This is a genomic window from Sphingobacterium paramultivorum, assembly GCF_014109745.1.
Lineage (GTDB): Bacteria > Bacteroidota > Bacteroidia > Sphingobacteriales > Sphingobacteriaceae > Sphingobacterium > Sphingobacterium paramultivorum.
Map to the genome: position 1 here is coordinate 369024 of NZ_CP058555.1, position 25644 is coordinate 394667.

Annotated in this window: 14 protein-coding genes; 8 read left to right on the forward strand and 6 right to left on the reverse strand. The window is 44.9% G+C overall.

Going from position 1 to position 25644, the window contains the following annotated elements; all coding sequences use genetic code 11:
* Nucleotides 1-295: 295 nt before the first annotated feature.
* On the reverse strand, nt 296-763 hold the full coding sequence (locus tag HS960_RS01505) for a PA2169 family four-helix-bundle protein (protein ID WP_183043821.1): 468 nt from the start codon (nt 761-763) through the stop codon (nt 296-298).
* 207 nt (nt 764-970) lie between these two features.
* Between HS960_RS01505 and HS960_RS01510 the strand changes: the two genes are divergently transcribed.
* The 5 genes from HS960_RS01510 (at nt 971) to HS960_RS01530 (ending at nt 8404) form a co-directional block, all read left to right on the forward strand.
* Complete coding sequence (locus tag HS960_RS01510) at nt 971-2686, forward strand: FAD/NAD(P)-binding protein (RefSeq protein ID WP_182331100.1); 1716 nt, start codon at nt 971-973, stop codon at nt 2684-2686.
* 137 nt (nt 2687-2823) lie between these two features.
* Complete coding sequence (locus HS960_RS01515) at nt 2824-6444, forward strand: response regulator (protein WP_182331101.1); 3621 nt, start codon at nt 2824-2826, stop codon at nt 6442-6444.
* A gap of 20 nt (nt 6445-6464) precedes the next feature.
* Nucleotides 6465-6839, forward strand: coding sequence for a response regulator (locus tag HS960_RS01520; protein WP_182331102.1), 375 nt, complete (start codon nt 6465-6467; stop codon nt 6837-6839).
* Nucleotides 6836-7663, forward strand: a complete 828-nt coding sequence (locus HS960_RS01525; protein WP_159727908.1) for a CheR family methyltransferase — start codon at nt 6836-6838, stop codon at nt 7661-7663. Before HS960_RS01520 ends, HS960_RS01525 begins: the two co-directional genes overlap by 4 nt.
* 84 nt (nt 7664-7747) lie before the next feature.
* Nucleotides 7748-8404, forward strand: coding sequence for a response regulator transcription factor (locus tag HS960_RS01530; RefSeq protein WP_182331103.1), 657 nt, complete (start codon nt 7748-7750; stop codon nt 8402-8404).
* A 109-nt stretch (nt 8405-8513) separates the two neighbouring features.
* Here the strand turns inward: HS960_RS01530 and HS960_RS01535 are convergent, their stop codons facing one another.
* The 3 genes from HS960_RS01535 to HS960_RS01545 form a co-directional block, all read right to left on the reverse strand.
* Nucleotides 8514-10055 (reverse strand): hypothetical protein, encoded by a 1542-nt coding sequence (locus HS960_RS01535; RefSeq protein ID WP_182331104.1) that lies wholly within the window; start codon nt 10053-10055, stop codon nt 8514-8516.
* A 21-nt stretch (nt 10056-10076) separates the two neighbouring features.
* Nucleotides 10077-13121: a SusC/RagA family TonB-linked outer membrane protein gene (locus tag HS960_RS01540; protein ID WP_182331105.1), complete on the reverse strand. Its 3045-nt coding sequence runs from the start codon at nt 13119-13121 to the stop codon at nt 10077-10079.
* Between the two features lie 405 nt (nt 13122-13526).
* On the reverse strand, nt 13527-16256 hold the full coding sequence (locus tag HS960_RS01545; protein WP_200845570.1) for a DUF5695 domain-containing protein: 2730 nt from the start codon (nt 16254-16256) through the stop codon (nt 13527-13529).
* Between the two features lie 254 nt (nt 16257-16510).
* Here HS960_RS01545 and HS960_RS01550 point away from each other — a divergent pair, with 254 nt between their 5' ends.
* Nucleotides 16511-19912 carry a family 43 glycosylhydrolase gene (locus HS960_RS01550; RefSeq protein ID WP_153846259.1) on the forward strand — a complete coding sequence of 1134 codons (3402 nt, stop codon included), beginning with the start codon at nt 16511-16513 and terminating at the stop codon, nt 19910-19912.
* Between the two features lie 75 nt (nt 19913-19987).
* Here HS960_RS01550 and HS960_RS01555 read toward each other — a convergent pair whose 3' ends face one another.
* Nucleotides 19988-20467 (reverse strand): hypothetical protein, encoded by a 480-nt coding sequence (locus HS960_RS01555; protein WP_153846258.1) that lies wholly within the window; start codon nt 20465-20467, stop codon nt 19988-19990.
* A gap of 235 nt (nt 20468-20702) precedes the next feature.
* Here HS960_RS01555 and HS960_RS01560 point away from each other — a divergent pair, with 235 nt between their 5' ends.
* A complete protein-coding gene (locus HS960_RS01560) occupies nt 20703-21626 on the forward strand; it encodes a hypothetical protein (protein WP_153846257.1) in 924 nt (307 codons plus the stop codon).
* Nucleotides 21627-21714: 88 nt separating this feature from the next.
* Here HS960_RS01560 and HS960_RS01565 read toward each other — a convergent pair whose 3' ends face one another.
* The gene (locus HS960_RS01565; RefSeq protein WP_153846256.1) at nt 21715-21927 is read right to left on the reverse strand and encodes a hypothetical protein; all 213 of its coding nucleotides are present in this window, start codon (nt 21925-21927) and stop codon (nt 21715-21717) included.
* Between the two features lie 597 nt (nt 21928-22524).
* Between HS960_RS01565 and HS960_RS01570 the strand changes: the two genes are divergently transcribed.
* On the forward strand, nt 22525-25632 hold the full coding sequence (locus HS960_RS01570; RefSeq protein WP_182331106.1) for a SusC/RagA family TonB-linked outer membrane protein: 3108 nt from the start codon (nt 22525-22527) through the stop codon (nt 25630-25632).
* Nucleotides 25633-25644 lie beyond the last annotated feature (12 nt).

Below are 25644 nucleotides of genomic sequence, written 5' to 3' on the forward strand. Positions count from 1 at the left end.
ATTTGATGTATTTCATATAGTCCCCGAATTTAATTGGTATAGAAATCTCATTGAACGCTATCCTGAAGTATTAAAACGTAGACCATTAGGTATTGTGGCCTCGTATTTAGGGATAACGCGATCCACATTGAGCCGAGTAAGAGCAAAAGTGTAATTGGGCAAATGGGTGTCCTTATTTTTGACTATACGGTAAGGATTTAGAAAAAGTTGATCTGAAAATATGATTTAATAAAAAATACCGAAGTAATATACACTTCGGTATTTTTCGTGAAAAAGAAAAACTACTATTTCAATGTTAGATGGTTTTGCTATCGCGCAGCATTTTAATGATATTATGCGCTTCAAGCTGTTTGCTGAGCTGTGTATTGATTAAGCTATGCACATTTTGCGAAAGTTCTTCCGATCCTTCAGCCAAAGCTGTTTGATAAGTTGATTTGAAGGCATCTTCTCCCTGCTCACAGGTTTCGAGCAGGCTTCTTTCGTCATCTCCCGTAATATTCACTTTTATGCCCATCCAGGCGCGGAAAAGCTTGCCGCTCAGCATGGTGCTATCCGTCGCCTCTTTGCCTTCAAGTTCAACATAAGGTGTCAACTCGGCAATAAATTCTTCCGACTGTCCGATGAATTTTTGAAATGTTGGAATGAGTTTATCTAACCCATGACTTGTTGCCAGATCAATAGCTTTTTTATAACCCTCGATGCGGTCGTTGTTGATCTTGATAATGTCGTTGATGATTTCCGGATTATTGATGTTGTTTTCCATAATATTGTTCTTTGTAATCATTTTTGTTTATTGGAAAAACAGCAGGCACCAAACGATCGTTTGCAGAATCCGAGATTCAGGTATTTAAATCGTAGTCCGTATTTATCCCGTTTTTTATTGTCGGGGAATAAATGCGCCTAAAACTTTCTGCAATTTGCCTTTGTTCTTAGAACCGAATACTGTCCATTAGGCAGCGCAACGAAAACTATGCAACAAAACATTCATGTAGCCATTATCGGGGGTGGACCCAGTGGCCTGTTTATGTACAAAAGATTGATCGAAAACAATATAGCCGGTCTCAAAGTATCTATTTTTGAGTCCCGCAAGCAATTGGGGGCAGGGATGCCTTATAGCTACGAAGGTGCCACATCGGAGCATCTGACTAATGTATCGGATCATGAAATTCCCGAACTGGTTTCGACGATTGAGGATTATGTTCAATCCTTATCGGAGACCACGCTCCGAAGCTATGGAATCGATGTTGACGATTTTAATCGCTACAAAGTGGTACCACGGCTGCTCCTTGGCCGCTATCTGTCGGAGCAGTTTATGCTATTGAAACGGATGGCTGATGAAAAGGGGATCGAAACACAGATTCATCTTGGCAGCCAGGTAAGTGATATCATTGATCTCGATAGCCAGATGCAGGTTAAAATCATGGTGGGCAGCACCGACACCTATATCGTAGACAAGGTTATCATCTGTACCGGACATAAATGGCCAACCAGGTATGAGGGTAATGTTGAACATTATTTTGAGTCGCCCTATCCACCGTCCAAGTTGGCCTTAAAAACCAATCATGCTGTCGGCATACGCGGTGCTTCGCTCACAGCAATCGACGCTATCCGTACGCTGGCTCGTCACAATGGCTCTTTTGAAGTCCTGGAGACCGGGGAGCTAAGGTATCAGATCGACCCGGGTAGCGAAAATTTTAAGTTATTGATGCATACGCGCAGTGGCCTTCTGCCTGCGATCCGATTCCATCAGGAAGAACCTTTCCTAGCCAACAAGCTCTTGATCTCCGAAGAGGAACTTATGCTTAACAGACTTGAAAATGAAGGTTTCGTGTCGTTGGATTTTCTGTTCGATCGTAATTTTAAAGCGCAGTTTAAAGAAAAGGATCCCGACTTTTATGCAATTGTAGAAAAGCTCAGCCTGGAAGACTTTGTAGAAGCAGTACTCAGTTTAAGGGAACAGAAAGATGCCTTCGAGGGATTTCGCCAGGAGCACGAACAAGCGCTGAAATCTATCAGAAGGCGTCAGTCTATCTATTGGAAAGAAGTGCTTTCTGCCTTGAGCTTTACCCTGAATTACCCGGCCAAATATATGTCTGCCGAAGATATGCTGCGGTTAAAAAAAGTACTGATGCCGTTGATTTCCATTGTCATCGCTTTTGTGCCGCAGAGTTCCAGTCGTGAGCTCCTCGCACTACACGATGCTGGTCGGCTGGATGTGGTCAATGTTGGTACGGACAGTCGGGTTGAACCTGCGAGCGACCGCGGCGCTAACTATTTTTATACCGATGAATCTGGGATAGAAGTAAAAACCCATTATAAGACATTTGTGGATTGTGTAGGACAGCGACCGTTGGACTTTGAAGAATTTACTTTCAAGAGTTTAGTCGACAATGGCAATGTCAGTCCAGCTTACCTGCGATTTCGTTCAGTGGAACAGGCCAAAGAACAAATGCTGGCAGGCAACGACCATATGTTTGTGGCTCCGGATGGCGCCATTTTTTTGCAGGTACCAGGGGTAAAGATAGACGACAGCTTCCGGCTGGTAGACCACAGCGGCAACGCCAGTCAACGTCTTTTCATGATGGCTGTACCTTATATGGGCGGCTATAATCCGGATTATTCGGGCCTCGATTTTTGTGCAGCAACCTCCGAAATCATCGCCAATAGAATTGCTTCGGGGGGATAAATACGTAAGTTTTTGTTAAAATACGGTAAGATGGTTGGGGCCGGGTGACGCGGGATTTAATTTAGGCTCCCTATTGCTATATTTGGCGGCCATCTAGACCATCAGTTGGCATTGTCTTAACTCAATTGTTGAAAAGCATGCCTAAAACTATTTTAAGAAACCTGCAGGTAGGTTTTGGAATTTCACTGTTGATCCTGTTAGCGAGTTCAACGGCTTCTTATGTCAGTATCCGTAAGCAGATCCACAATAGTACGATGGTTGACCACAGCCGACGGGTCATGAGCCGTGTCAATAAAATTCTGCAGGATTTGCAGAATGCAGAAACGGGCCAGCGTGGGTACTTGCTGACGGGGATGGAAAAGTTTCTCGATCCCTACAAAAATGGTCTTCAGTCCTTGCCTCAATCGCTGAGCCGCGCGCATGATCTTACGGCTGATAATCCAGCTCAGCAGCAGGTGATTGATACCCTGTCAACACTTGTTAAGTCTCGACTGGATCGATTAGAGAATTTGGTGAACATCAAAAAACGAGGTGGTATGGTCTCTGTTGCCCAGCTCGAAGAAGGCAAAACCTATATGGACAGTTGCCGTTTGCTGATCAGCAAAATCATAGATAAAGAAGAATCGTTGCTCAATCGACGCTCGGATGAGCTTACACGGTCTTCGGGCTACACATCCATATTTGTTTTATTGGCTGCCGCAGTTTCGTTGCTGATTACGCTGTTTTTTTACTTCCGCCTTCGGGCAGATTTCTTTAAGCGCGAGGAGTTGCAGAATGACCTAAAGCGCAAAGATGAAGAGATCCAACGCAGATTGAGCATTACCCAGCGTATAGCACGGGAGATTGCTGCCGGCAATTATGAGATGCAGATTCAGGATGGCGAACAGGATGATTTGGGCAGCTTGACGGGATCCCTCAATGAAATGGCTAGGTCGCTCAAAACATCTTTTGATGAACTCAATAATAACAACTGGCACCAAGCCGGACTAACCCAGCTGAGCAACCTCTTGATGGGTAATAAACAGCGGGAAGAGCTCACAGCCGTTACGCTGGGCCATCTGACAAAATATGGCAACTGTGTCAATGGTGCCATTTATCTGATGGAACAGGATGAGCTTGTCTTAAGGGGATCCTATGGACTTGAAGATCCCGACCATAAACGCTTCGTACCGGGGGAGGGTATGGTTGGCCAGGTCTTTAAGGACGGGAAAGAAAAGTTATTCGAAAACCTCGAAAATAGCAGCTATGTTATCAGTTTTGCTATCGGAAAGGTGCAGGTGAACAACCTTTTTATCTTGCCTGTTTTTGATGGTAACCAATGTATCGGTGTGATGGAGCTGGGGGCATTACAGCCTTTTTCTTCCATACAGCTGGCATTTTTTAGGGATGCAGTGCAAAAGGTAGGTACTACACTTGCGGCGGCACAGGCCAGACTGGTGGTGCAGAATCTATTGGAAGAAACCCAGGCGCAAACTGAAGAGCTGCAGGCACAGCATACCGAATTGGAATCCCTCAATTCGAGCCTCGAAATGCATACCCATAAATTGCAGGCATCGGAGGAGGAACTCCGCGTGCAGCAAGAAGAACTGGTGCAGTCTAACCGTGAATTGGAGGAGCGCTCAAAACTGTTGGAAGATAAAAATGTTGAAATTGCCGAACGCAATCAGGAAATTCAGAAAAAGGCGGCAGAGCTGGAACAAAGTACACGCTATAAGTCTGAATTTTTGGCCAATATGTCGCATGAACTGCGTACACCGCTCAATTCAATTCTGTTACTTTCCCGTTTGATGGCCGAAAATTCGGATGGTAACCTGAATGAAGAACAGATGGAATCGGCAGCTGTGATCCAAAGTTCGGGAAAGAGCCTGCTAACCTTGATAGATGAGATTCTGGATCTTTCCAAAATAGAATCCGGAAAAATGGATCTGGATGTACAGCCTGTATTCTTTGCCGATATACTGAATGGGCTGACGGCTATGTTCGGACCAGTCGCCGCGGATAAGCAGCTCGGATTAGAAATGAGCGTCGCCGAGGGATTGCCGATGCAGCTCGAAACAGACAAGCAACGCTTGGATCAGATTTTACGTAATCTATTGTCGAATGCCATCAAATTTACAGCTTCGGGTAAGGTTACCTTGCATATTGACCGCGAACAATCGCAGAGAAGCCGTATCGTATTTGAAGTGCGCGATACGGGAATAGGAATACCAAAAGACAAGCAGCATCTGATATTTGAGGCTTTTCAACAAGCAGATGGTTCTACACGCCGCAAATTTGGCGGTACTGGACTGGGGCTCTCGATCAGCCGTGAACTGGCGCGTCTGCTCGGAGGCGAAATCTTGCTGGATAGCGAAGAAAACAAAGGCAGTGTATTCCGGCTGATCCTTCCGGAGCAAATTTCGGGAGACATTCCGACCGCATTTGCTGTGGAATTGCAGCGGCCAATGACCCGCGAAACAGACCTTGAAACAGTGGGGCCCGCAGTAGTGGGACAAGATTCACAAGTGGCAGTGCCGGCAGTGGAAAGGATGCCTGAGATTCCTATCCCAGCCGATATCCCGGATGATCGCGATAGCATCGTCGCAGGCGACCGCTTTATCTTGATTGTTGAAGATGATATTGAGTTCGCAAAGATCCTGCTGAAATATACGCGTCAGCAAAACTACAAAGGTATCGTGGTAGTCCGTGGTGATATTGCGGCGGAGATGGTGGCACGTTATATGCCGCTGGCGGTCCTGCTGGATATTCAGCTTCCGCTCAAAGATGGCTGGCAGGTAATGGCTGAGATCAAGGAAAACCCCAAGACTCGTCATATACCCGTGCATATTATGTCTTCTTTACAGGTTAAAAGAGAAAGCCTGCTTCAGGGCGCCATAGACTTTATCAATAAACCGATGGCATTGGAGCAGATGGGCGATATGTTCCGTAAAATAGAAGATGCCCTCACGCGGCATCCCAAAAAAGTACTGATCGTTGAAGAAAATCCCAAACATGCTGCGGCGCTGTCGCTCTTCCTCGATAGTTTTGACATTGCCTCGGAGATCAAGAGCAATGTAGAAGATAGCATTGTGGCGCTGAGCTCAGACACTGCCGACTGTGTGATCCTTGATATGGGGGTTCCAGACCGTGTTGGCTACGAGACATTGGAAGCCGTAAAACGAAACCAAGGCCTTGAAAATTTGCCGATTATTGTATTTACCGGTAAGAACCTTTCGCAGGTAGAGGAAATGAAATTAAAACGGTATGCGGATTCTATCATTGTAAAAACGGCTAATTCCTATCAGCGTATTTTGGACGAAGTCGGTCTATTTCTACATCTTGTAGAGGAAAATAATGGTCCTTCTACCAAATCGCCGGGTAGACTTGGCTTTTTGCAGGATGTTCTGCAGGGAAAAAAGGTACTTGTAGCGGATGACGACATCCGAAATATTTTCTCGCTCACCAAAGCGCTCGAAAAATATCAGATGACCGTGGTGCCGGCAACGGACGGAAAAGATGCGCTGAAACAGTTGGAAGATAATCCGGATGTGGCTGTGATCCTGATGGACATGATGATGCCCGAAATGGATGGTTACGAAACGATTGCTTCGATCCGAAAAGATCAGCTATACGAAAATATGCCCATTATTGCTGTTACAGCCAAATCAATGATGGGGGATAGGGAAAAATGTATTGCTGCAGGAGCGTCTGATTATATATCCAAACCGGTGGATATCGATCAGCTATTGTCCCTCTTGCGCGTATGGCTGTATGAATAATAACGCAATAAATAAGGAGCATGGATAAAAACAAAACCATATTGATCATCGACGATGATCAGAACAATATATTTGCGTTGAAATTGGCTTTGAAGTCAAGAGGTTTTCAGGCGATAGGCAGTCTGTCTGCAGAAGAAGGACTAGCTCAGTTACGGGATCATGCCAGTGTAGGTGTTGTGCTCATGGATATGATGATGCCCGAGATAGACGGCTATGAAGCCACCAAGCTGATCCGTCATTCATGGAATGCAAGTGAATTGCCTATTATCGCCGTGACGGCACAGGCCATGACCGGCGATCGTGAAAAATGTCTGTCTGCAGGGGCAAATGGCTATATCTCGAAACCGATTGACATTGAACTGCTTGTGCAGATGATAAGAGAAATAGAAGGATGACCACGGGGAAAAAAATTGTAAGCCAAGAGCAGGTCATGATCCTGATGGAGGATGTGGAGCGTCTCTATGGTTACGACTTTACCCACTATACGAAAGCATCCTTATCGCGGCGGATAAACCAGCTTTGCCTGCTGGATAATTTTGCGAGTTTCGCCGAACTACGTTATCGTGTTGTCCACGATCCGGAATACATGCAGCGATTTGTCGAAAAGATGACAGTGAACGTAACCGAAATGTTTCGTGACCCAAGCTTTTTCGCAAATCTTCGTCATGAAATCCTTCCAAAATTGCGTACTTCGCCGTTTATCCGCATCTGGATAGCGGGCTGTGCAACAGGTGAGGAAGCGTACTCGCTGGCAATTTTATTGCAAGAAGAAAATCTATTGCACAAATCATTGATCTATGGCACCGATATCAACCCGTCGGTGCTCGAGCAGGCAAAGAAGGCTGTTATCCCGATGGCAAACCTAAAATCCTATGTTGAAAATTATCAGCTTTCGGGCGGTAAAGCTGATTTTTCATCGTACTATACCGCGAACTATAACTGGGTAAAATTCAATTCCACCTTGCGGGAACGTATTGTTTTTGCTTCTCACAACCTGGTGAGTGATGCTTCTTTTAATGCTTTTCAGCTGATTCTATGTCGCAATGTGCTGATCTATTTTGACACAGAGCTGCAGGCCAGGGTATTGTCCCTTTTTGATGAAAGCCTCGAAACATTCGGCTACCTTGCCTTAGGCAGTCAGGAGACACTGCGCTTTTCTGCACTGGCACCCCACTATAATCAGGTGGGCAATGAAAAGATATGGCGAAAGGTCAAGTAGAACTGGAGGGGATTTTTACGTGAACTAATTTTAAAAAATAACTTAATAAAAAAAATAGATTATCTTGGTAGGATTGGAGGAAAAATGACTAAAATTCTTTTAGTTGATGACCATCGACTTGTGCGAAATGGGATACGCTTGATCATTGATACCCACGACAAGCTTTCGGTGGTAGGAGAAGTAGACAGTGCAGAGGATGCATTAATCTATCTTGAACAAAATGCATTGCCAGATCTCGTTTTAACGGACCTGAATATGCAGGGCATGGATGGTGTGAGTTTCATCCGAATGGCCAAAAAAATATATCCTGATCTTAGGTTTGCTGTGCTTTCCATGATTGAAGATCCGGTTGATGTAGCCGAAGCTTTTCGGAGTGGTGCAGACGGGTATCTATCTAAAGGAGGGGACTATGATGAAATCTTATTTGGATTGTTACGTTTATCTCAGGGGCATAAATATCTGATGACCAATTTCGGTCTACGGTTTATGGAAACCTTTGATGTTGAGAATAGTGGGACCGTAGATGTTACTTCACGGCTGTCGCAGTATGAAATCTCAGAAAGGGAATTTGCCGTACTAGAACTCATTGCGCAGGGTTTCACCGCTGTGGAAATTGCGGATAAAATCTTTTTGAGCAAACGGACTGTCGAAGGGCACCGTCAGAATCTGATGGATAAGACAAAAAGTAAAAACACGGCCGATCTGATCCGTTTTGCGTTTCAGCAAAAGCTGCTGAGCTAAATAGAGCCGTAAAAAATAGCCTTTGTTTCCACGCTGCTGTGTGCAGCGCGGAAAACAGAAGGCTTATATATAAACGGGGTTAGTTCGACAGAATGGTTGTTCTGTTTGATTATTTTGAAGCCGGCTTCCAGCCATTGTCGCGGGCTGTACCAAGCTCACCGAATTTGCCTTTTTCACCGGCAGACTCATTCCCACCGAAGGTGTAGACAGGTTCTCCGATGAGTTCCAGTTGGATCTGTGGTATCGGAAACTGGGTCGGCGTGCCGCCCTGTAGCAGATCATTTCTCCGCATAAAGCTGAAGGGTACAAAAGTACCACCTGCCCCATCTATTTCTATCGCATACTCATAATGAATGGCATCGCGTAGGGCACTTGCACTTGCGATCACATCGGGAAGACCACCTTTTTGTTTGCGGGAGGCTGTCGAAGCATTCAGCTCAGCCGCAGCGCCATCGTAATCTTTCAACCAATATTTTGCTTCTGCCCGCAATAAGCGTGTTTCTTCGGCCAAAAAGTAAGGGTTGACAGCGCCGGCAACATTGAGGGTAGACAATTTGGGATACATCCACCGGGACCGCATGTAATTGCTGAAAAGTCCCCTTCCTCTGGCTTCCAGCAGAATGCCAAAATTGCTTGTGTAGGTGAAATATTGGTAGAAGCGTTTGTCGTCAGATTCAATAGGACCCAAGATAATGCTGTTGTTGGTTGGATAAGCTGTGGGCGTTTTTTTTGTTTTATCTGCCAAATAAGCGATTTTGATATCTGCAGGAACATAAGAGGCTGTTCCGTACGGGCGTTCGAGTACATCGACCAGGGCATTGTAGTAGCCGCCCACGGTAGTGGTGATGGTGTAATCGGTGGTAAAGCCCTTGTTGGCATAGGCAAGAACTCTGTTCCAATAAGGAGAACCCAGATTTTCTGCTTCGGCCTTATCCCGTGCTACCGAGGAAAGGATCCGTGCAGAAAGCGAATTGATCAGCAATACGAGATCGCCTTTCGAAATGGTGACACCCTTTAAAAAATCGAAATTCAGGTTGGGTGTTTCGGCAATAAGCTGCAAGGTCTTATCAAGATGTTTGATGCCATTCTCGATCAGCTCTTTATAGGAATTGGGAAACTCCTTGAGTTTAAGGTTGACATCATCGACAATCAGTCCGCGGTCGAATATTGCGCCCAGGTAACCTTGGGAGACACCTTTTGCATAGTAGGCACCAATAAGACAGTCTTTAGTCCGGTCGGCACCCTTGTCATCATAGATCGTCAACTTTTGATTCTCGATCAGGTCGATCACTTTGGTGGCATCCAAATTGGACTGATAGAAATTGGAATACACTTCACGAACGGCTGCATTACCGCGGTAAGCGGAATTGTTGTTCAAACGTAACCGCGGTTCGTTCGCAAAATCCCACCAGGACTGGCTGCCGTTGGTATTGGTCGACTGGTCTGCCCAAAGGCTAAAATGGGAGCCACCGGCGTTATTGGTCGTGGTATTGAAGGCGGTCTGCACACTGCTTGTTGTGAGTACATAACCTAAACTTTTTATCTTTTCTATGGCTTCGGCATTCGTCAATGTCGAGGGGTCATCGAATCCGATTGATTCGCATGAGCCTAGTGAGAAAAGCACGGCTAAACCAAAAAATATCTTCTTCATGTTTTACTTTGTCTGATTAGGTTAAAAATTGAAGGTTAGTTTTCCTGAAATAATACGGTAGGTAGGGTAGTTGAATCCATCCTGTCCGATTCCATCAACATTAACTCCCTTATAGTTTGTCCAGATAAAGAGGTTTCTGCCGATAAGGGATAGATTGGCGTTTTTCAGAACCTTGGAAAGACCTAGTTTTTCTGTTGGGAGTTTATAGGATAACGATAGCTCGCGAAGGGCCAAATAGGTTGTTTTTTCGATCCAATAATCTGTTACTTGTGAGGCGTTGAATACTTGGGTGGTAAAGTTTAGCGGTTTGCCTGCGGCGGCACTCCTGTCTGAAAATTCCGAGCGGTAGACATAGGTCAGATATTGTGCGGTTTCATTGAATTTCTGTCCCCCTTGTTGCCAATCCAGCACGCTGTAAAGTGAAAAACGCCCGTAATTAAAGGTGTTTGTAAAGCCCAGTAAAAAATCTGGATTGGCATCGCCGATAATTTTGGCATTGCCAGTTGCAGCATTGACATAAAATACGGGCGCTTCATTTGCCGTACCTAAAGCTGCTTTTTCGACCACAACACCAAAGTCATTTACCACATAGTCTTCAACCCGTTTGGTACCGTTACCGGCATTGATGACAAAACCGTCGGCATTGGTTTGCAACTGCGCGAGATCCGAGTGGATACTGTACCCATAAATTGCGGTGGTACTGGCGCCGACAGCTTTTCGATAACCGTTGTATGTAAACTCGGGAACATCGCCCAGTGATGTAATCCGGCTACGGACGCGGCTGAAAGTAAGGCCTGATGACCAACTAAACTTTTTATGCTCGAGCACTTTTCCATTGACCTCCAGTTCGAGAGAATTTGATTTTACAGCGCCTAGGTTGTCGTAGATGCTTGCTGAGCCCGAAATCGGTGTAAAGGCTGGGACAGAAATAAAATCGTTGGTACTATTTGAAAAAGCATAGTTGAACTGTACATTCAGTCGCTTAAATAAGACGGCATCAAAACCAAGTTCCGTTTCCGCGGTAACTGCCCGCTTCAGGTCGGTATTGTCATTTTGTGTATAGCTGACACCCCCTGTATTGGTGATGCTGACGCGGCTGTCTTTGGCTCCAAAAGGAGGAAGGCTTCCCGCTTTTCCATATGCCACCCGTAGCTTAAACTCTGTCAATGGATCGAGCTTGATATCCTGCGTCAAACGGTAGGCGGCAGAAATGCGGGGGAAAAAGGCTGTTCCTACATCGCGGCCAAACCGTGAACTCTGATCGAGCCGGCCCAAGGCATCTACAAATAGTTTATCTGCCCAGGCAAACTTGGCGTTGAGGAAATAGCCATGGTTAACTGTTTTTTCCCAATTGGATGAAATGACCCTCGTGCTCGGTTCTGTCACATCCAGGCTTTTGACTGGGGCCGTAAGATTTCGACCGGAAGCATTGAAACCTGTCTGCGATGCAAATTCATACACATATTTGGCAGTAAGCCCCCAATCCAGATTGCCAGTCCTGCGGTTGTAATTTAATTGTAGCTGACCATTTTTGCTGGTGCTTTTAGAGGTTCTTAAAGCATAGTTCCCATTATTCAGACTGACATCCGGGACAATGGTCTGATAACCTTTAGGGTAGTATTCTTCGGTATTATATTGTTTTGTCTGTAAGGAAAGGGCTCCTTCGGCACTCAGGTGTTCGGTAATTGCATATTTTAGTTTTCCACCCAGCAGCAGATTCTCGGTCTGATAGGCGTATTCCTCATTGCTCAGTCGATAGAAAGGATTGGTCCATTGCTGACCGGAAAGATTGCTCCCTTTGGGTAGGTAGACATATTTTCCCGATTCATTCTTTTCACTGAGATCGATAAAAGGCTCGACAAGTAAAGTCGAATAAAGCAGTCCATCCGAACGGCTGGATACAGCACTCGAAGGTGTATTGAAGAAGCTATACTGTGTGGTTAGATCGGCTGTAATTTTGGGTGAAACGCGGTAACCAAGATTGAACAGAATGTTCTGTCTTTTGTCTGCATCGACCACCGGTGAAACACCGCCTTTATGTTGGTTTTGTGCGGATAAATAGATGTTATATTTTTCACCACTTGCTGCGGCCGAGATGGAATTGGTAAAATAGCTGGTCCGGCCCAATAGATTTTTGGTATTGTCCACATAGTCTTTATAGGGATGCAGATTGACCGAAAAACCATTTTCCTTGTAGTCGATCACCCGAGCTCCATTGACCAATAGGAAAGATCCGTCTGGATTGACCTTGAAATGATGCTGATAGGATAGGGGTGGAAGTAATAACAGGCTCGAGTAACCAAGTTCGTTATCTATACTGATATTCAGTTTTCCTTCCTTTTTACCGTTTTTTGTCAACACCTGAATGACCCCGCCCTCGCCGCGGGTTCCATATAAGGCCGAGGCTGCAGCTCCTTTGACAACTTCAATGCTCTCGATATCGTTGGGATTAAGATCTGAAAGACGGAGGGCTGTGACGAAGCCATCTACCACGATCAAAGGCTCGATTTCTCCGGTTACCGACTTTGATCCACGGAGATATACCGATGCCCCGGCATTGCCACCCGACTGGTTGATACGAAGGCCGGCGACTTTCCCGCGTAAACTCGTGGAAGCATCGAGAGCAGGAACGGTACCGATCAGCTCCTGGTCTACTTTGGTCAATGCAAAGGATAGCTTTTTGCGGCTTGTGCCTTGTGCAACACCTGTTACCACGACTTCTTCCAGGTCTTTGCTTGCTGGGCTAAGCTCAATAACAATGGGACTTTTGTCGATCACAAGGGAGAGTGACTTGTAGTTGAGATGCGTCAGCCTAACCTTAAAGGGAAGCTTCTGTCCAGTAACAAATTGAAATCTACCCTCCCGATCGGTTTTCACAGAGTGGGTAACAGCATCCAATTGCACAGTGACATCTTCTATAGGCTGTTTTGTAGAAGCGTCAATGATATGGCCCTCAAGGGTAGCGTTTACGATAGGTTTGGGCTTGTTCTGTGAATAAGTGGGTTGTACCCAAAAAAAGAACAATAGAAAATAGATAGAATACAGCCGTACTCCAATGTTTTTCATAAAATTTGGATTAATAGTTAAAAATTAAACAAGTGCCAACGCCAATTGATTACTTGCAGGATTTCTAGGGGAATGTTTCTACAGCAGAACACTGTAGTTTTTTGTTAGCAACACATTCGCATGGATGCAATGTGGAATTGTTGATTTTTCATAAGGGATCTTAAATGTTAAAAAAGTTTAGTTGATTGAATACGATAAGCAAATATAGGGAATAAAAAATAAAGTCTATAAATTTAGTAGATTATTTTTTAAATAAATTGAACTGCGCTGCTGCTACGAAACCAAAGCGGGCTTCCATGTAAATGAAAGCCCGCTTTTTGAAGTCTTATAATCGCTTGTGTTTCTAGCATGGAGGCTGGCGAAGATATAGCCCATGTTTTAGTAGGCCATTGTCTGCATTCTTTTCTACTTCAGCTTTTTCAATTTTACTGTTTTTGTTGATAGGGGTATTACATAGCGATTCAACGGATCTTTGTTTATTCCTTCCACCTCATAATGGCTTTCGGGATTTACATTGAGCAGAATATTCGCGCTATTTTGTTTTGCCTCATTATTAAAGATCAGGGTGACGCTGCGGTCTTTTTGATCGTAGTGCAATTCGGCAATTTCTCCGGCATCTGTGGTCAACCAAAGATTTTCTTTTGCCAGGAAGACACGTCCCTTGGAGGCTGTAGTCAGGGCAACCTTGACCTGTTGTTTTTCGGTTTTTAGATTACCGCTGAAAGCCAGCCAGCCAAATTCGGGATGTTCGACAATGTAGGTCCCCGAATTTACGGCATAACCATAAAAGCCGGTTCCATAATCGCCCGAGATGCCGTCATTGGCTAGTGTGGACGGGTAGGAGTGGAACGCTCCCGGGCCAAAGCCGTCGGCTGTGACATTGGCCAAGGCCCCCATCATACCTGCATGTCCGATACGGAGCAGGTAGAAGTCGTCCGGATGGTCGCGATAAGCTGTAAGGACAGGAATGGCATTGAGGGCCGAACCATAATGGTGCAGCTGCCGCTCGATACGGGAGAGCTTGCCGCCATAGACAAAATCCCAATAACGACGTGCACTGCCATTGTAACCCCAGTGCGGCACGGTAGGCATGTAAGCAATGATGGCATTGAGCGTCACTTGAGCTTTTTCGTCGAAGCCGAAAAAGCGCGACCAGAGGTATACCTCTTCCTGACCTGTAGAATCCCATGGCATCTCACTCCCGAATGGATAATTGAGGGTTTTCCAATGCTCTGCTCGCTTGCGCATGGCGGCTTCAAGCTTGTCGGCCATCGTTGTTAATCCTTCCTTACGGAGATCATTGAGGACGATAAGGAAGATACTGCCTTCCATTTGACCGAACTGCGCGTAATAAGGCGCTTTTTCGACCATGGCGATACTGGTCTGGTAAGCCCGTTCGAGGTACTTGTCCCAGGTTTCCTCATTGACCAGATTGTTGTAGTTGCGGGCGAGCCTGTACATCACCCAATGTGCTGCCGCAACATGTGGATAATTGTAGGATCGTCCAATGTCATCGGCTTCCTTTTTGGGCCAGGCAGACCAGGTTTTCCAGTTGATATCCGAACGGTAGGTACCGGCTGGCATTGAATCTGGTTCATAATAAAAAAGGCTTTTGACAACACCATATTTCTTGTCGCCTTCTTTATGCTGGATATGACCGTATAGGGTCTCATTGACAAAACGTTTCAATTTGGCTATTTCCTGTTGATCGGGCTGCAGTACTTGTTTCATCAGGGCGGCAAGCCAGCTTGCTGCTCCGGCTTCATCGCTGAGGCCTGCAAACCAGGCGCTCCTATTTTGGGTGATGGGCTGCTGTTCTTCATAGTCATAGGATATGACAGATGGTGAACGGCCAAAGAGATCCTTGTCATTTTCATACCACTGCTTGGTGGTGAGGAAATGGCCCAGATCCCGTACAACTTCTTTTTCGGATTTGATTACTTTATAGTGGATCGTCTGCGTAATGCCATCCCTGTAGTTGATGGTAAGCCGTGCACGTCCCCAACGGTTGCCCTTCACTTCGTATTCGGTCCATTGCTGAGCTGTGCTTCCTTTTTTTGTCAGGGTCAATGCACCTTCGGGATAGACACTGACACTTTTGACCGCTTTGTTGTGCTTAACAAAGAGTTTGGCGGGATTGTCCATGGGGACAACATATCCGGGAAGTCCAACAGCGACAGGCCTATTGTTTTTCAATAACTCCGATTCAATTTGCCGGATACTTGGTGCGAGGACAAATTTTAAGGCAAAGGTCTTTGATTCATGTGGCTTCAAGAGGGTAGAAGTCGGTGTATTCCATTGTTCTACGCCTTTCCAATCAGTCTCGGCATAGGCCTTACTGTGGATCATCCATTCATGAAATCCCTCAAAGGTAATACTTCGGGGGGTAGGGTCTGTATTGAGCGGATTGTAGGCTTCAAAGCCTGCATTTTTATAGGGCAATACCAACAGACTCGGCCCATTGCCATGTAGGCGGTTGACCTGTAGATAACCCGCATCTTGGCCGATATAGGGATCGAAAAAGACATTCTGTGCATGTGCCTGATCGAGATTTTTCCAATCCATGTTGTTGTTGAAGGGAAGTGGGATACCCAGCGCGCCGATTTCGATGGGATAATCGTTGGGATTTGAAACCTCAAAACTCAGGATCAGATCGCCTCCGTCATCTCGCCAGCTGCGTACAACCTTCAACGGAATATTGTTGAGCGTAGGGCTGATATCTGCACTTGCAAGATCGTTTTTCGCCGGATTTATCGGGATGACATGCTTACGGTCTGCCGCCGATGAGTAGGAAGTCCAGGGGGTATCACCCTGACGGCGCAAACTGATATTGATATCACCGATATGAAAAAACTTATTGCGGTCTCTTTTGCTCAGGAGCTCAACAGGTGTATAGTCAAAATCTTTTTCGCCGCCGTTGGGGCGAAAAGAAGATAGCGTCTGCGATGCATTGAGGATAGCTACATGGAGGTTTTTGAGGGTAAAGCTTTTGGCACCCTCTTCAACACCTAAAGTGGCTTGCTGTGCTTTGACTGCTTTCCATACGGGGTGTTCGTCCTGTTGACTATATACGCTGCTTGGCAACTGTGTGCATACGAGCGCAAATAGGATCCAATAGCTTTTTTTAAGATTCATTTTTGACATGTTATTGCTCATTTAATACGCCGAAGATCATTGTTCTTACAAAGATGAAGGATTGTACCCTCGATTTATGGGTAGATTTTAACCTTCAATAGCCCATTTTTAACCTATTAGCCCTCAAAATTTGTAATGCGATGATCGAAGTTATAAATTTAATGTTAAATAGACATTTATCGTAGATTTTATTTGTTATAAAGTCAATTGAATGGCGATATCGTTTTTTATGTACCTGTAAACTTTGTGTTATCATGAAACATTATTTTTCTTTCGCTATTTTGGCTGTACTGGTTATGTCGCTTACAGGGCTGGTGGCACAGTCGTTGAAACCCTACCAACAGCCTAATGTATTGAATCCACTGCTGCCCGGGTATTTTGCGGACCCGAGCATCAAGAAAATTGCGGATACGTATTATATCTATGCGACCACCGATGGTAATGGCTGGGGAGCAGGGCCATCACAGGTATGGACATCCAGGGATTTTAAGAACTGGACCATTCAACCCATGAACTGGCCCAATACACACTGGTACTGGGCTCCTGATATGACGCAGGGATACGACGGACGATATTACCTCTATTATAGTCAGCCTGTAGAAATTTTTGGGGCAGTGGCCGACAGCCCAACGGGACCCTGGGAACCTTTGGTAGCCGAAGGCAAATCGATGATCCCTAATTATATGATTCCAGGCGTAATTACTCTGGACGGGCAAACCTTTCGGGATGATGATGGCCGTATTTATCTATTTTGGGGAACCTGGGGAATCTACCCCGATCATGGATGTGCGGTGGGAATACTCAACAGGGATATGAAAACGTTCGAAAAGACAGCATTGATTCCCAATACGGTGGCAAAGGACTTTTTTGAGGCGCCCTATATGTTTAAGCGTAAGGGTATCTATTACCTGATGTACTCCTCGGGGCATTGTGAAGATGGTACTTATCGCGTGCAATATGTTAAAAGTAAAATCGGTCCGATGGGACCTTTTGAATATCCATCGACCAATCCAATATTGATTACAAACGAGGATGGCAGTATTCACGGTCCGGGACACCATAGTATTCTTGAACAGGATAATCGTTATTTCATCGTCTATCACAGGCATAACAATCCACATGCTGGGGGCGGATTCCATCGTCAGGTTGCCATGGACGAGCTATTCTTTAGGCCTGACGGCGATATTGAGCAGGTGCGGCCCACACATGCTGGTGTGCCAGATTTGCTTCCAACAGTTACAGGGCCAGTCGATTTGGCTTTTGGGAAAACGGTGCAGGCCTCCTCTTACTACAACGCAGATTTTAGGCCTGCATTCTTAGTCGACAACAACAATGGAACACTATGGCGGGCCAAAAATAATCAAGGACCGGCCTGGGTAACTATTGATCTGGGTAAGAAGCTGGATATACAGACCATATCCATTCAGTTTGAATACCCAACTTATGCCTATCAATATCGACTCGAAACTTCTGTGGATGGTCTTGTCTGGAAAAGCTTTGTAGATCGCTCGAATAATGACCGTTGGGCAAGTCCTATTGTTGAACACGGCAAAGCTATGGCAAGATATGTTAGATTACATGTATTGAACACGCAAGTGAATGGACTTCCTCGTGGCGTTTGGAACATGAAAGTGTATGCACAAAAGCTTGCGCAACAGACGCTGTGGTCTGCAGCACAAACGATGCCCGTCAAGGAAATAACATTGGGTAATTTAATCCATATCGATGCGGCCAATTACCAGGAGGGGCAACAGGTAAAAGGTATTCAGAATAAAGGGCTACTCGGGGGGATGTTCCGTACAGAACATGCCTTGGCCGTTAAAAATTATCAGGGTAAAAAGGCATTCTTCTTTGATGGAGCTACCGCGTTGCGCTCGACTTTCGCTGTGCCACAGTCGTTGGCTGCAAATAGTTCTTATAGTATTGCGCTATGGGTTAATAATCCGGACATTGCCCGGTTTGAACCGTTGGTTGCCTGGTCGTCGGGGCAGCAGGATCTCAGTAAAGCGATTTTTGGTTATGGTACAGATTCCGGACGTGGGGCCATCACGCATGGCTCCTGGCCTGATTTGGGGTATGCATCGGTTCCGGGCGCAAATGTATGGCATCATATTGTATTTTCTTTTGACGGCTATAAGGAGTCTATTTATGTGGACGGAAAGCTGCAGCGCAAGGAAAATAGGATGCTGTTTGTCAGGCCCGGGGATGTTTTTGTCCTAGGGGCTTCGGATGTGCTGGATCAACATTTTTCGGGCTATGTATCCAGTTTGCAGGTATATAATACGAGCTTGGATGAGGAGGAAGTGGCCAGTTTGGCCAATGAAGTCCCGAAATCGGATTTCTTTGCGCTGCAAACTGACGATTTAAATCTCGGAAAGCTCAGCACTTTGCGGAACCAAGGAACAGCAATGGATACCTTAGTGACGCTTGACGATGCGGAGGTCATGGTAGCGGGAAATAGATTGGCATTGAAAGGTAAGGCTTTTGAAAGTGCGGCGTTAACAGACATTCTCCGACAGCAACAGTATACGCTGGGTTTTGACTGGTACGATGGCGCTGCCTGGCAGCATGCTGTGTTTGTGTATGATAAAGGAAAAAAGCGCTTTTATCGCAATGGGAAGGCTGAAAAGCGGGTGTTTTCTGACAAATTGCTGCGGGTAAATAAGACTAGCATCGAACTGACTTATCCATTTTATTTCTTTCGCGCCTATTCTGGCACCTTAACATCGGATGAGGTAACCGCGAAGTTCAGTCAGTGGAAGGCTGGCTTGGCCAATGGGCTGGACGGGTATGTTCCGCAGGTGCTTTCTCCACCGCACCTGATCAATGCCGATCAGGTATTTGCACAGGTCGAAAAACAGCCGGGAATGTGGTATCTATTCCGTTCTGAGGGTGAGAGCTCAGGCTGGAAGCAACAGTCTTACCATCTCTTTAAATCATTCGAATCTGGAAAATCTATCGAAGTTCTGGCGAAGGATGCCTTTGGCCATGTCAGTAAGCCGGTAGTGGAAGGGATTTTGGTGCAAAAGCCACAATTGGTACAGTCAGCACACAATGAAAGCTATTCGGCCAAGGATCAGAAAATTCCTTTCTGGGATGGTTATCAATATAGTGAAAGAACCGACAGTACGCAGACAGCGCTTTCCTACTTGAATGGAACCTGGAAAATCCAGTCTAAAAATACAAAATGGGGTGATGCAGACCTTCTTGCCCCCTTTGTTTATAAAGAGCTGGAGGGAGATTTCACGCTAGAGGTTAAGGTAAGCGATGTGGCAGGCTTAGCCCGTAAAGTACGCACATCAAATGAAGCCGGTATCATGATTCAACGCATGGATAGTAAGGATGCCTACATCACCAATTGTATTTTGACGGGATGGAACCTGGGCAATCTTTCGCGGAGCATCGGCCCACAGATTTTTCAGGAAGAGAATACAGGAACCGGCCTAAATTTTTCGCCCTACCTTCAGGTTCAGAAGATCGGTAATTATTTCTTTTTGCGTTGCTCGGGAGATGGCATGGATTGGAAGGATCTTCCCGGAACACCGTTTCTACGCCCCGATTTGAACGGCAAAAGACTGCGCGTTGGACTTTATCAGATTGCCGGTAACAACCAGTTAGGTTATGGTGAATTTGAAAGACTTCGTATCTGGAAGTAAAAATGATATGTCCATAAAAAACGGTATTGAACATTGTTCAATGCCGTTTTTTATCGAAAGTTTACTGATGATGGATTACTTGGAGTCATTTAGCGCTAAAGTGCTGATCAATGAGTCAGCTTCTGCTTTTTCGATTTGTTTATTGTATGATGCGGTCAGCACTTTATAACGGATATCCAACACTTTCTCCTGTAAATCATAATCTGTCGTTACTTCCAATACCTTGGTATATTGTCTTTTTTCGGCATCATATCCGAAAGCAAAAAGATCGAGTTCTTTTTTGATGCTGCAGCCTTTAAAATAGATGTTTTTCCAGCGATGTCCTGTATTACCGCTCGGATTATACCAAATGATGCACGAATCGAGATTTCTTCTGCCCCAGCTAGCTGGAAGAGGATGCAGTCCCAGCTTTTTGCGTTGCCCATTGTAATTGACTCCATATTTTTCAATAATACATGTTTTGCTGAAATACGACCGAATAGATGGGTAAATGGGCAAGAGTATCACAACGAAGGATAATACAATAAATAGGTTACGAAAAAGGGTTTTGTTCATAAATGGTCTTTTGATGTTGCTAGGCTCGTATATTTTGCACCCGCATTGTATCTGTCTACAATGGGTTCCTGTTTTCATTTTAAATATATTAAAAAAATATGGAGTGATCGACCTGTTGTGCGGATTTTCAAAAAAATATAGGGCCTGCTTTTTGTTTTCCAAAAAAGTAAATAAGGGGGGGCAAAAACATTCTGAAAAGGTTATTGTTGTAAAAAATAAGGCATAACCTCAGATAATGAAAATAATTCTTCTAACGATCAGATCCTTTCTCTTTTTGTCCGTATTGCTGTTGACAGCCTGTTCGACCTTGATCAACAATGTTCAGGTACATACGTTGACAACAAACTACTGTGTGCCAAATGTGGCCTATACATCAATTCCAATACAGGAAATCACTGCCTCGGACAGTATTCAGATAAGGAAAATTTTTTCTTACCATGATTTTGTGCTGATCAAATACCTCAATCTGGCAGAACCCATTATCCAGTATTTGGGGACTGCGAATAATGCTACGCTGAAATTGGCGGCAAGGCAAAAGATGACCGAAAGGTACATGCTGTTTGAGACAGAACTGAATGCCATTGCAGCAGAGTTAGACTGTAACGGTGAGCGTATCGATAAGCTCGCAGGATATATAGACGAACTGAATGCGAAAACGCAGACGCGTTTGACGGTGGCTTCTATACTTCTGGGAGCGGTGACAGCGGTGACGGCGACCACGGTCAAAAATGATGGACTCAACAATGGATTGAGCATCGCTGGCGGGGTCGGTACGGCGGTATTGGGATTTATGACACTGAACCCAAAAGGCAAAAAGGTCAAGATGCAGCTGCAACGTAATATGCTTGAAAGTATTTGGTATCAAAATAATAAGGCGCAGGTCTACCCAAGCTCAGTTTGGGGGATTTTATCCGAGAAAAACTTTAGCAACGCTGAAAACTCGTCATTGATAGAAACAATGCGGCAGCGCTGGCTGCAATATGGTTTGGACGATGAACCGGATAGTCCCCTGCTGCAGCTTTATTTTAAGAATGGTGGAACTTTTGCTGCCCAGGAACTGCACGATCTGGCCAATATGCACAATGAATTGCAGGCGACCATACGTTCTATTCAGCAGGACATGCGAAGTTTAATACTGGCCATTCATACACTGGAATGAGGGTAAGGGTTCAATTGGTTAATATTGTACTATTTTTGGTCGATAAGAAACTTCCTTTTACCTAGGATTGTGAACATTCGTTATTCGCTTATACGGCTATTTCCTCCTCAGTAGCGACAGATTGTGATTTTTTAATATTTTTGATGCCTTTCCTATGGAGCCATTCGGTAAAATGATCCGGGTCGTCCGGTATAAAATGGATCACCTTACCATTTTTGAGAAGTAAGGAAAATATACCGCAATTAGCGATGAATTTGATGATTTCATCGGAATGGTGTTTCAATAGCGAAAAATATTCCATTAAGTTTGGTTTTTTCTTTAAAAAATAGGTCGGATAAACTATCCAAAATATGCGTTAAATGGCTAATTCAATCGATTGCATAAGTCAATTCAAAGATGTAAAATATTTTTAATATTTCTTCAAAAGATTATAAATTAATATTGCTTTTTTTTGCGTTAAACTGTTTTCGCTTGGCGACCTGATCACCGCATTTCAATAGATCTCTCAAAATGATCTCCCAATAGGTTTTCTGTTTTGGTCTCAAGACAGGTTCTGGATCGATATCGTAAAGTAATGGCATCCGTCTTCGATAAGAGCTTTTAAACATTTTTACCCTTCTTTTAAATATTCGTTGCAAAGCGATTTTGTTGAAAGCAATAGCTTTGCTTTGTAACCAATTGGCGAAAAGCCAGTTCATTTTAAATAAATGATCGAGTAAATGCAATAGTGAATTTTTAAGGGATGCCGCCTGTTGAAACGAGCTTAATATGTGACCTGATAGCACATAGCGGTGAGCACACACAGTTAGCATATAAGTAATAAATAACCAATTTGTATAAATAAATAACCAAGTACTCGCCTCAAGGGGCAAAAAGACATTTATCTTAAATAAAGATTATGAACAGAAATTATGTGTCTTCTTTCTTTTGTTTTCCTAAAGAAAGGAATAGGAAAGTGAAGTGGTTGTTAATGGCTTCCATGTTAATGTCCATTGGACGACTGTCTGCTCAGGAAAAAGTGATCCATGGAAAGATCATCAGTGATCAAGGAAAACCAATTATTGGGGCGTCGATCAAAGTGAAGGACAAAACCCTCAGTACTTCAACAAACGAGAAAGGCGAATTTGTACTCAAGCTCAATCCGGGAGAAGTCCTTATTGTATCCAATGTGGGTTATAATCAGGCAGAATATGTAATCGGTAATTCTTCGGAAATCAGTATACCACTTGTTGCCGCAGAAATTGCCGTGGATGAAGTTGTGGTGGTAGGCTATGGTAAACAGAAGAAGGTCGATCTGACCTCTTCCATCGCTGTTGTGGACACCAAAGATCTGGTGAAAGTACCTGGTGGTACAATTGCTACGCTTCAGAGCGCCGTGCCTGGAGTGCAGGTAACCAATGGCGCTATCCGTATCCGTGGCGTTGGATCCATTAACGGAACCGATCCGCTCTATGTCGTGGATGGGATGATCGGCGGAGCTATGCCGGATGAAAATAATATTGCCAGCATTCAGGTTTTGAAAGATGCCGCATCAAGTGCCATCTATGGTTCCCGTGGGGCCAATGGCGTTATTTTGGTCACCACAAAACGGGGTAAAGCCGGAGAGGTGAAGCTCGATTATAATGCCTTCGCCGGCATCAAAAATATTTCCCATAATATACCTCTGCTGAACGGACAGCAACTGGCCGAATTGATTAATGAGGAAATGTACAATAAGGATCCTTCGCGCAAAGATTATCTGGCCGCGCTGTCTAAACCCTCCGACATCGGGCACGGGTATAATATGATGGACGAATTGCTGCAGACGGGCAATTATCAACGGCATAATCTCTCGGTTTCCGGCGGATCTCAAAACGCCAATTTTCGGCTTAGCGGTATCTATGCGACAGACAAATCCATTATTATTCAAGATAAAAATAAGTATTATGGCGCCCAATTTATCTCTGATTTTACCAAAGGAAAACTCAAGATAGGCGAAACCCTTTCCCTAGGTTACACCCGCCGCAACTGGAGCGACAAAAATATCATCGATGCGCAAAAGTGGTCCTCGACATTACCGCTCTACGATGCCAACAGCAGCACTGGTTTTGCCGGAGCTGGCAATGGAACGGATGTTCAGAGTGCATTGGCAAATGCATACCTCAATAAAAACGTCAATGACAACTTTTCGGTAAACGGCAATGCCTGGGCTACTTATGAGATTATAAAAGGCCTGGTTTACAAATTTAATATGGGGATCGACCTTAGCCGGGTGCGGAATGAGGGGTATATAGGTAACTACTCTGTCGGACAATATCAGAACCATAATCCGGATGAACTCAATATTTCCAGCAGTCAGAATAACCGCTGGTTATTTGAAAACACGCTGACTTATGAAAATAACTTTGGTAAGCATGCGATTTCGGCTTTGGCGGGAATCACTTCAGAAGAATCCCGGTATAATGCTGTCAATGCTGGGGCCCGTGGTTTGCCGAGTCCGGATGTTTTGATCCTTAATTCGGCATCCCTGGCGAGTTCCCGTCTTGTGGGGTCAGGTGTGGGACAGTCGGCCATGTATTCCATGCTGGGGCGTATCAACTATAATTATGACAATCGTTACCTGTTGACCTTTAACATGCGGCGGGATGGATCGGCCAACTTCAGTAATCAATACCGCTATGGAAATTTCCCTTCGGTATCTGCAGGCTGGCGCATCAGCCAGGAATCCTTTATGAAAGCGTTTCCTGCAATCAGCGAATTGAAGCTCCGAGGCAGTTATGGTCTTCTGGGTAATTCGGATATAGCGCAATATCAATATCAACGGACGGTTAGTTTCGACCACGTCTGGTATTATTTGAACAATGTTATGGTTACGGGGGCTTTGCCGCAGACTCCTTACAATCCAAATGTAAAATGGGAAAGCCAGTATTCAACTGACCTTGGTCTCGATCTGGAACTGTTTGAACATAAATTGGCCCTGACGGTCGATTATTATAATAAAAAGACTGAGGACATGTTGATCAATGTACCCATTTCGTTCACCGCAGGATATGTTAACAACTTTCCAGTGCTGAATGCCGGCAGTATACGCAACCGAGGTTGGGATATATTGGCATCATACAAAGATAAAGTAGGTAATTTTAGTTACCATGTCGGAGCTAATATCTCTTTTGTAAAAAACCGCGTCCTGAGCCTGGGGAACAATAATGAAATTTTGTGGGGAAGCATCTCTCCAGGCGGTGAAAACGTCACCAGGACAGCCGTCGGCCGTTCGGTGGGCGAATTTTGGGGCTATACGACAAACGGTTTGTATACCAGCCAGGCACAATTGGATGCCGATAAAGCTTTTGCACCTAATGCGTCACTGGGGGATGTAAGATTTAATGACCGAAACGGGGACAAGATTTTAAATGATCAGGATAAGGATTTTTTGGGAAGCCCAATACCTGATTTTAGTTACGGCTTCAACGCTGATGTAAACTACAGCAGTTCGATTGGCACGTTTGATCTGTCGATGATGTGGCAGGGAAGCAAAGGAAACGACATCTACAACAATAGCCGCTACTGGGGCGAGGGAATGTACCATTACTACAATAATTTTGCATCGACTCTGGATCGTTATCGTGCGGAGGAGCTTGTCTTCAAAAATCCGGTATCTGGTGAAACTACGGTCTATCCAAAAAATACAGATACTACTATTCCGCGCGCTGTACTCGGCGATCCCAATCAAAATTTAAGGGCATCAAACAGGTTTGTGGAGGATGGCTCTTACCTGCGGCTTAAAGTACTCAACATTGGTTACAGTTTTTCTAGTCCTAGGCTTGAGCGCTGGAAGATCGATAGGCTGCGGTTTTATGTTGGCGCAAAAAACCTGCTGACCTTTACCAAGTATTCGGGGTATGATCCGGAAGTGGGCTCGGGCGATACACGCTCCAATCTAAGCCGTGGTATCGATGGGCAAACGCCTTGGGGGTTGAGCTTTCCAAATTCAAGAGAGTATTTTATGGGTATTCAATTTACATTCTAATCCCTTATTGAC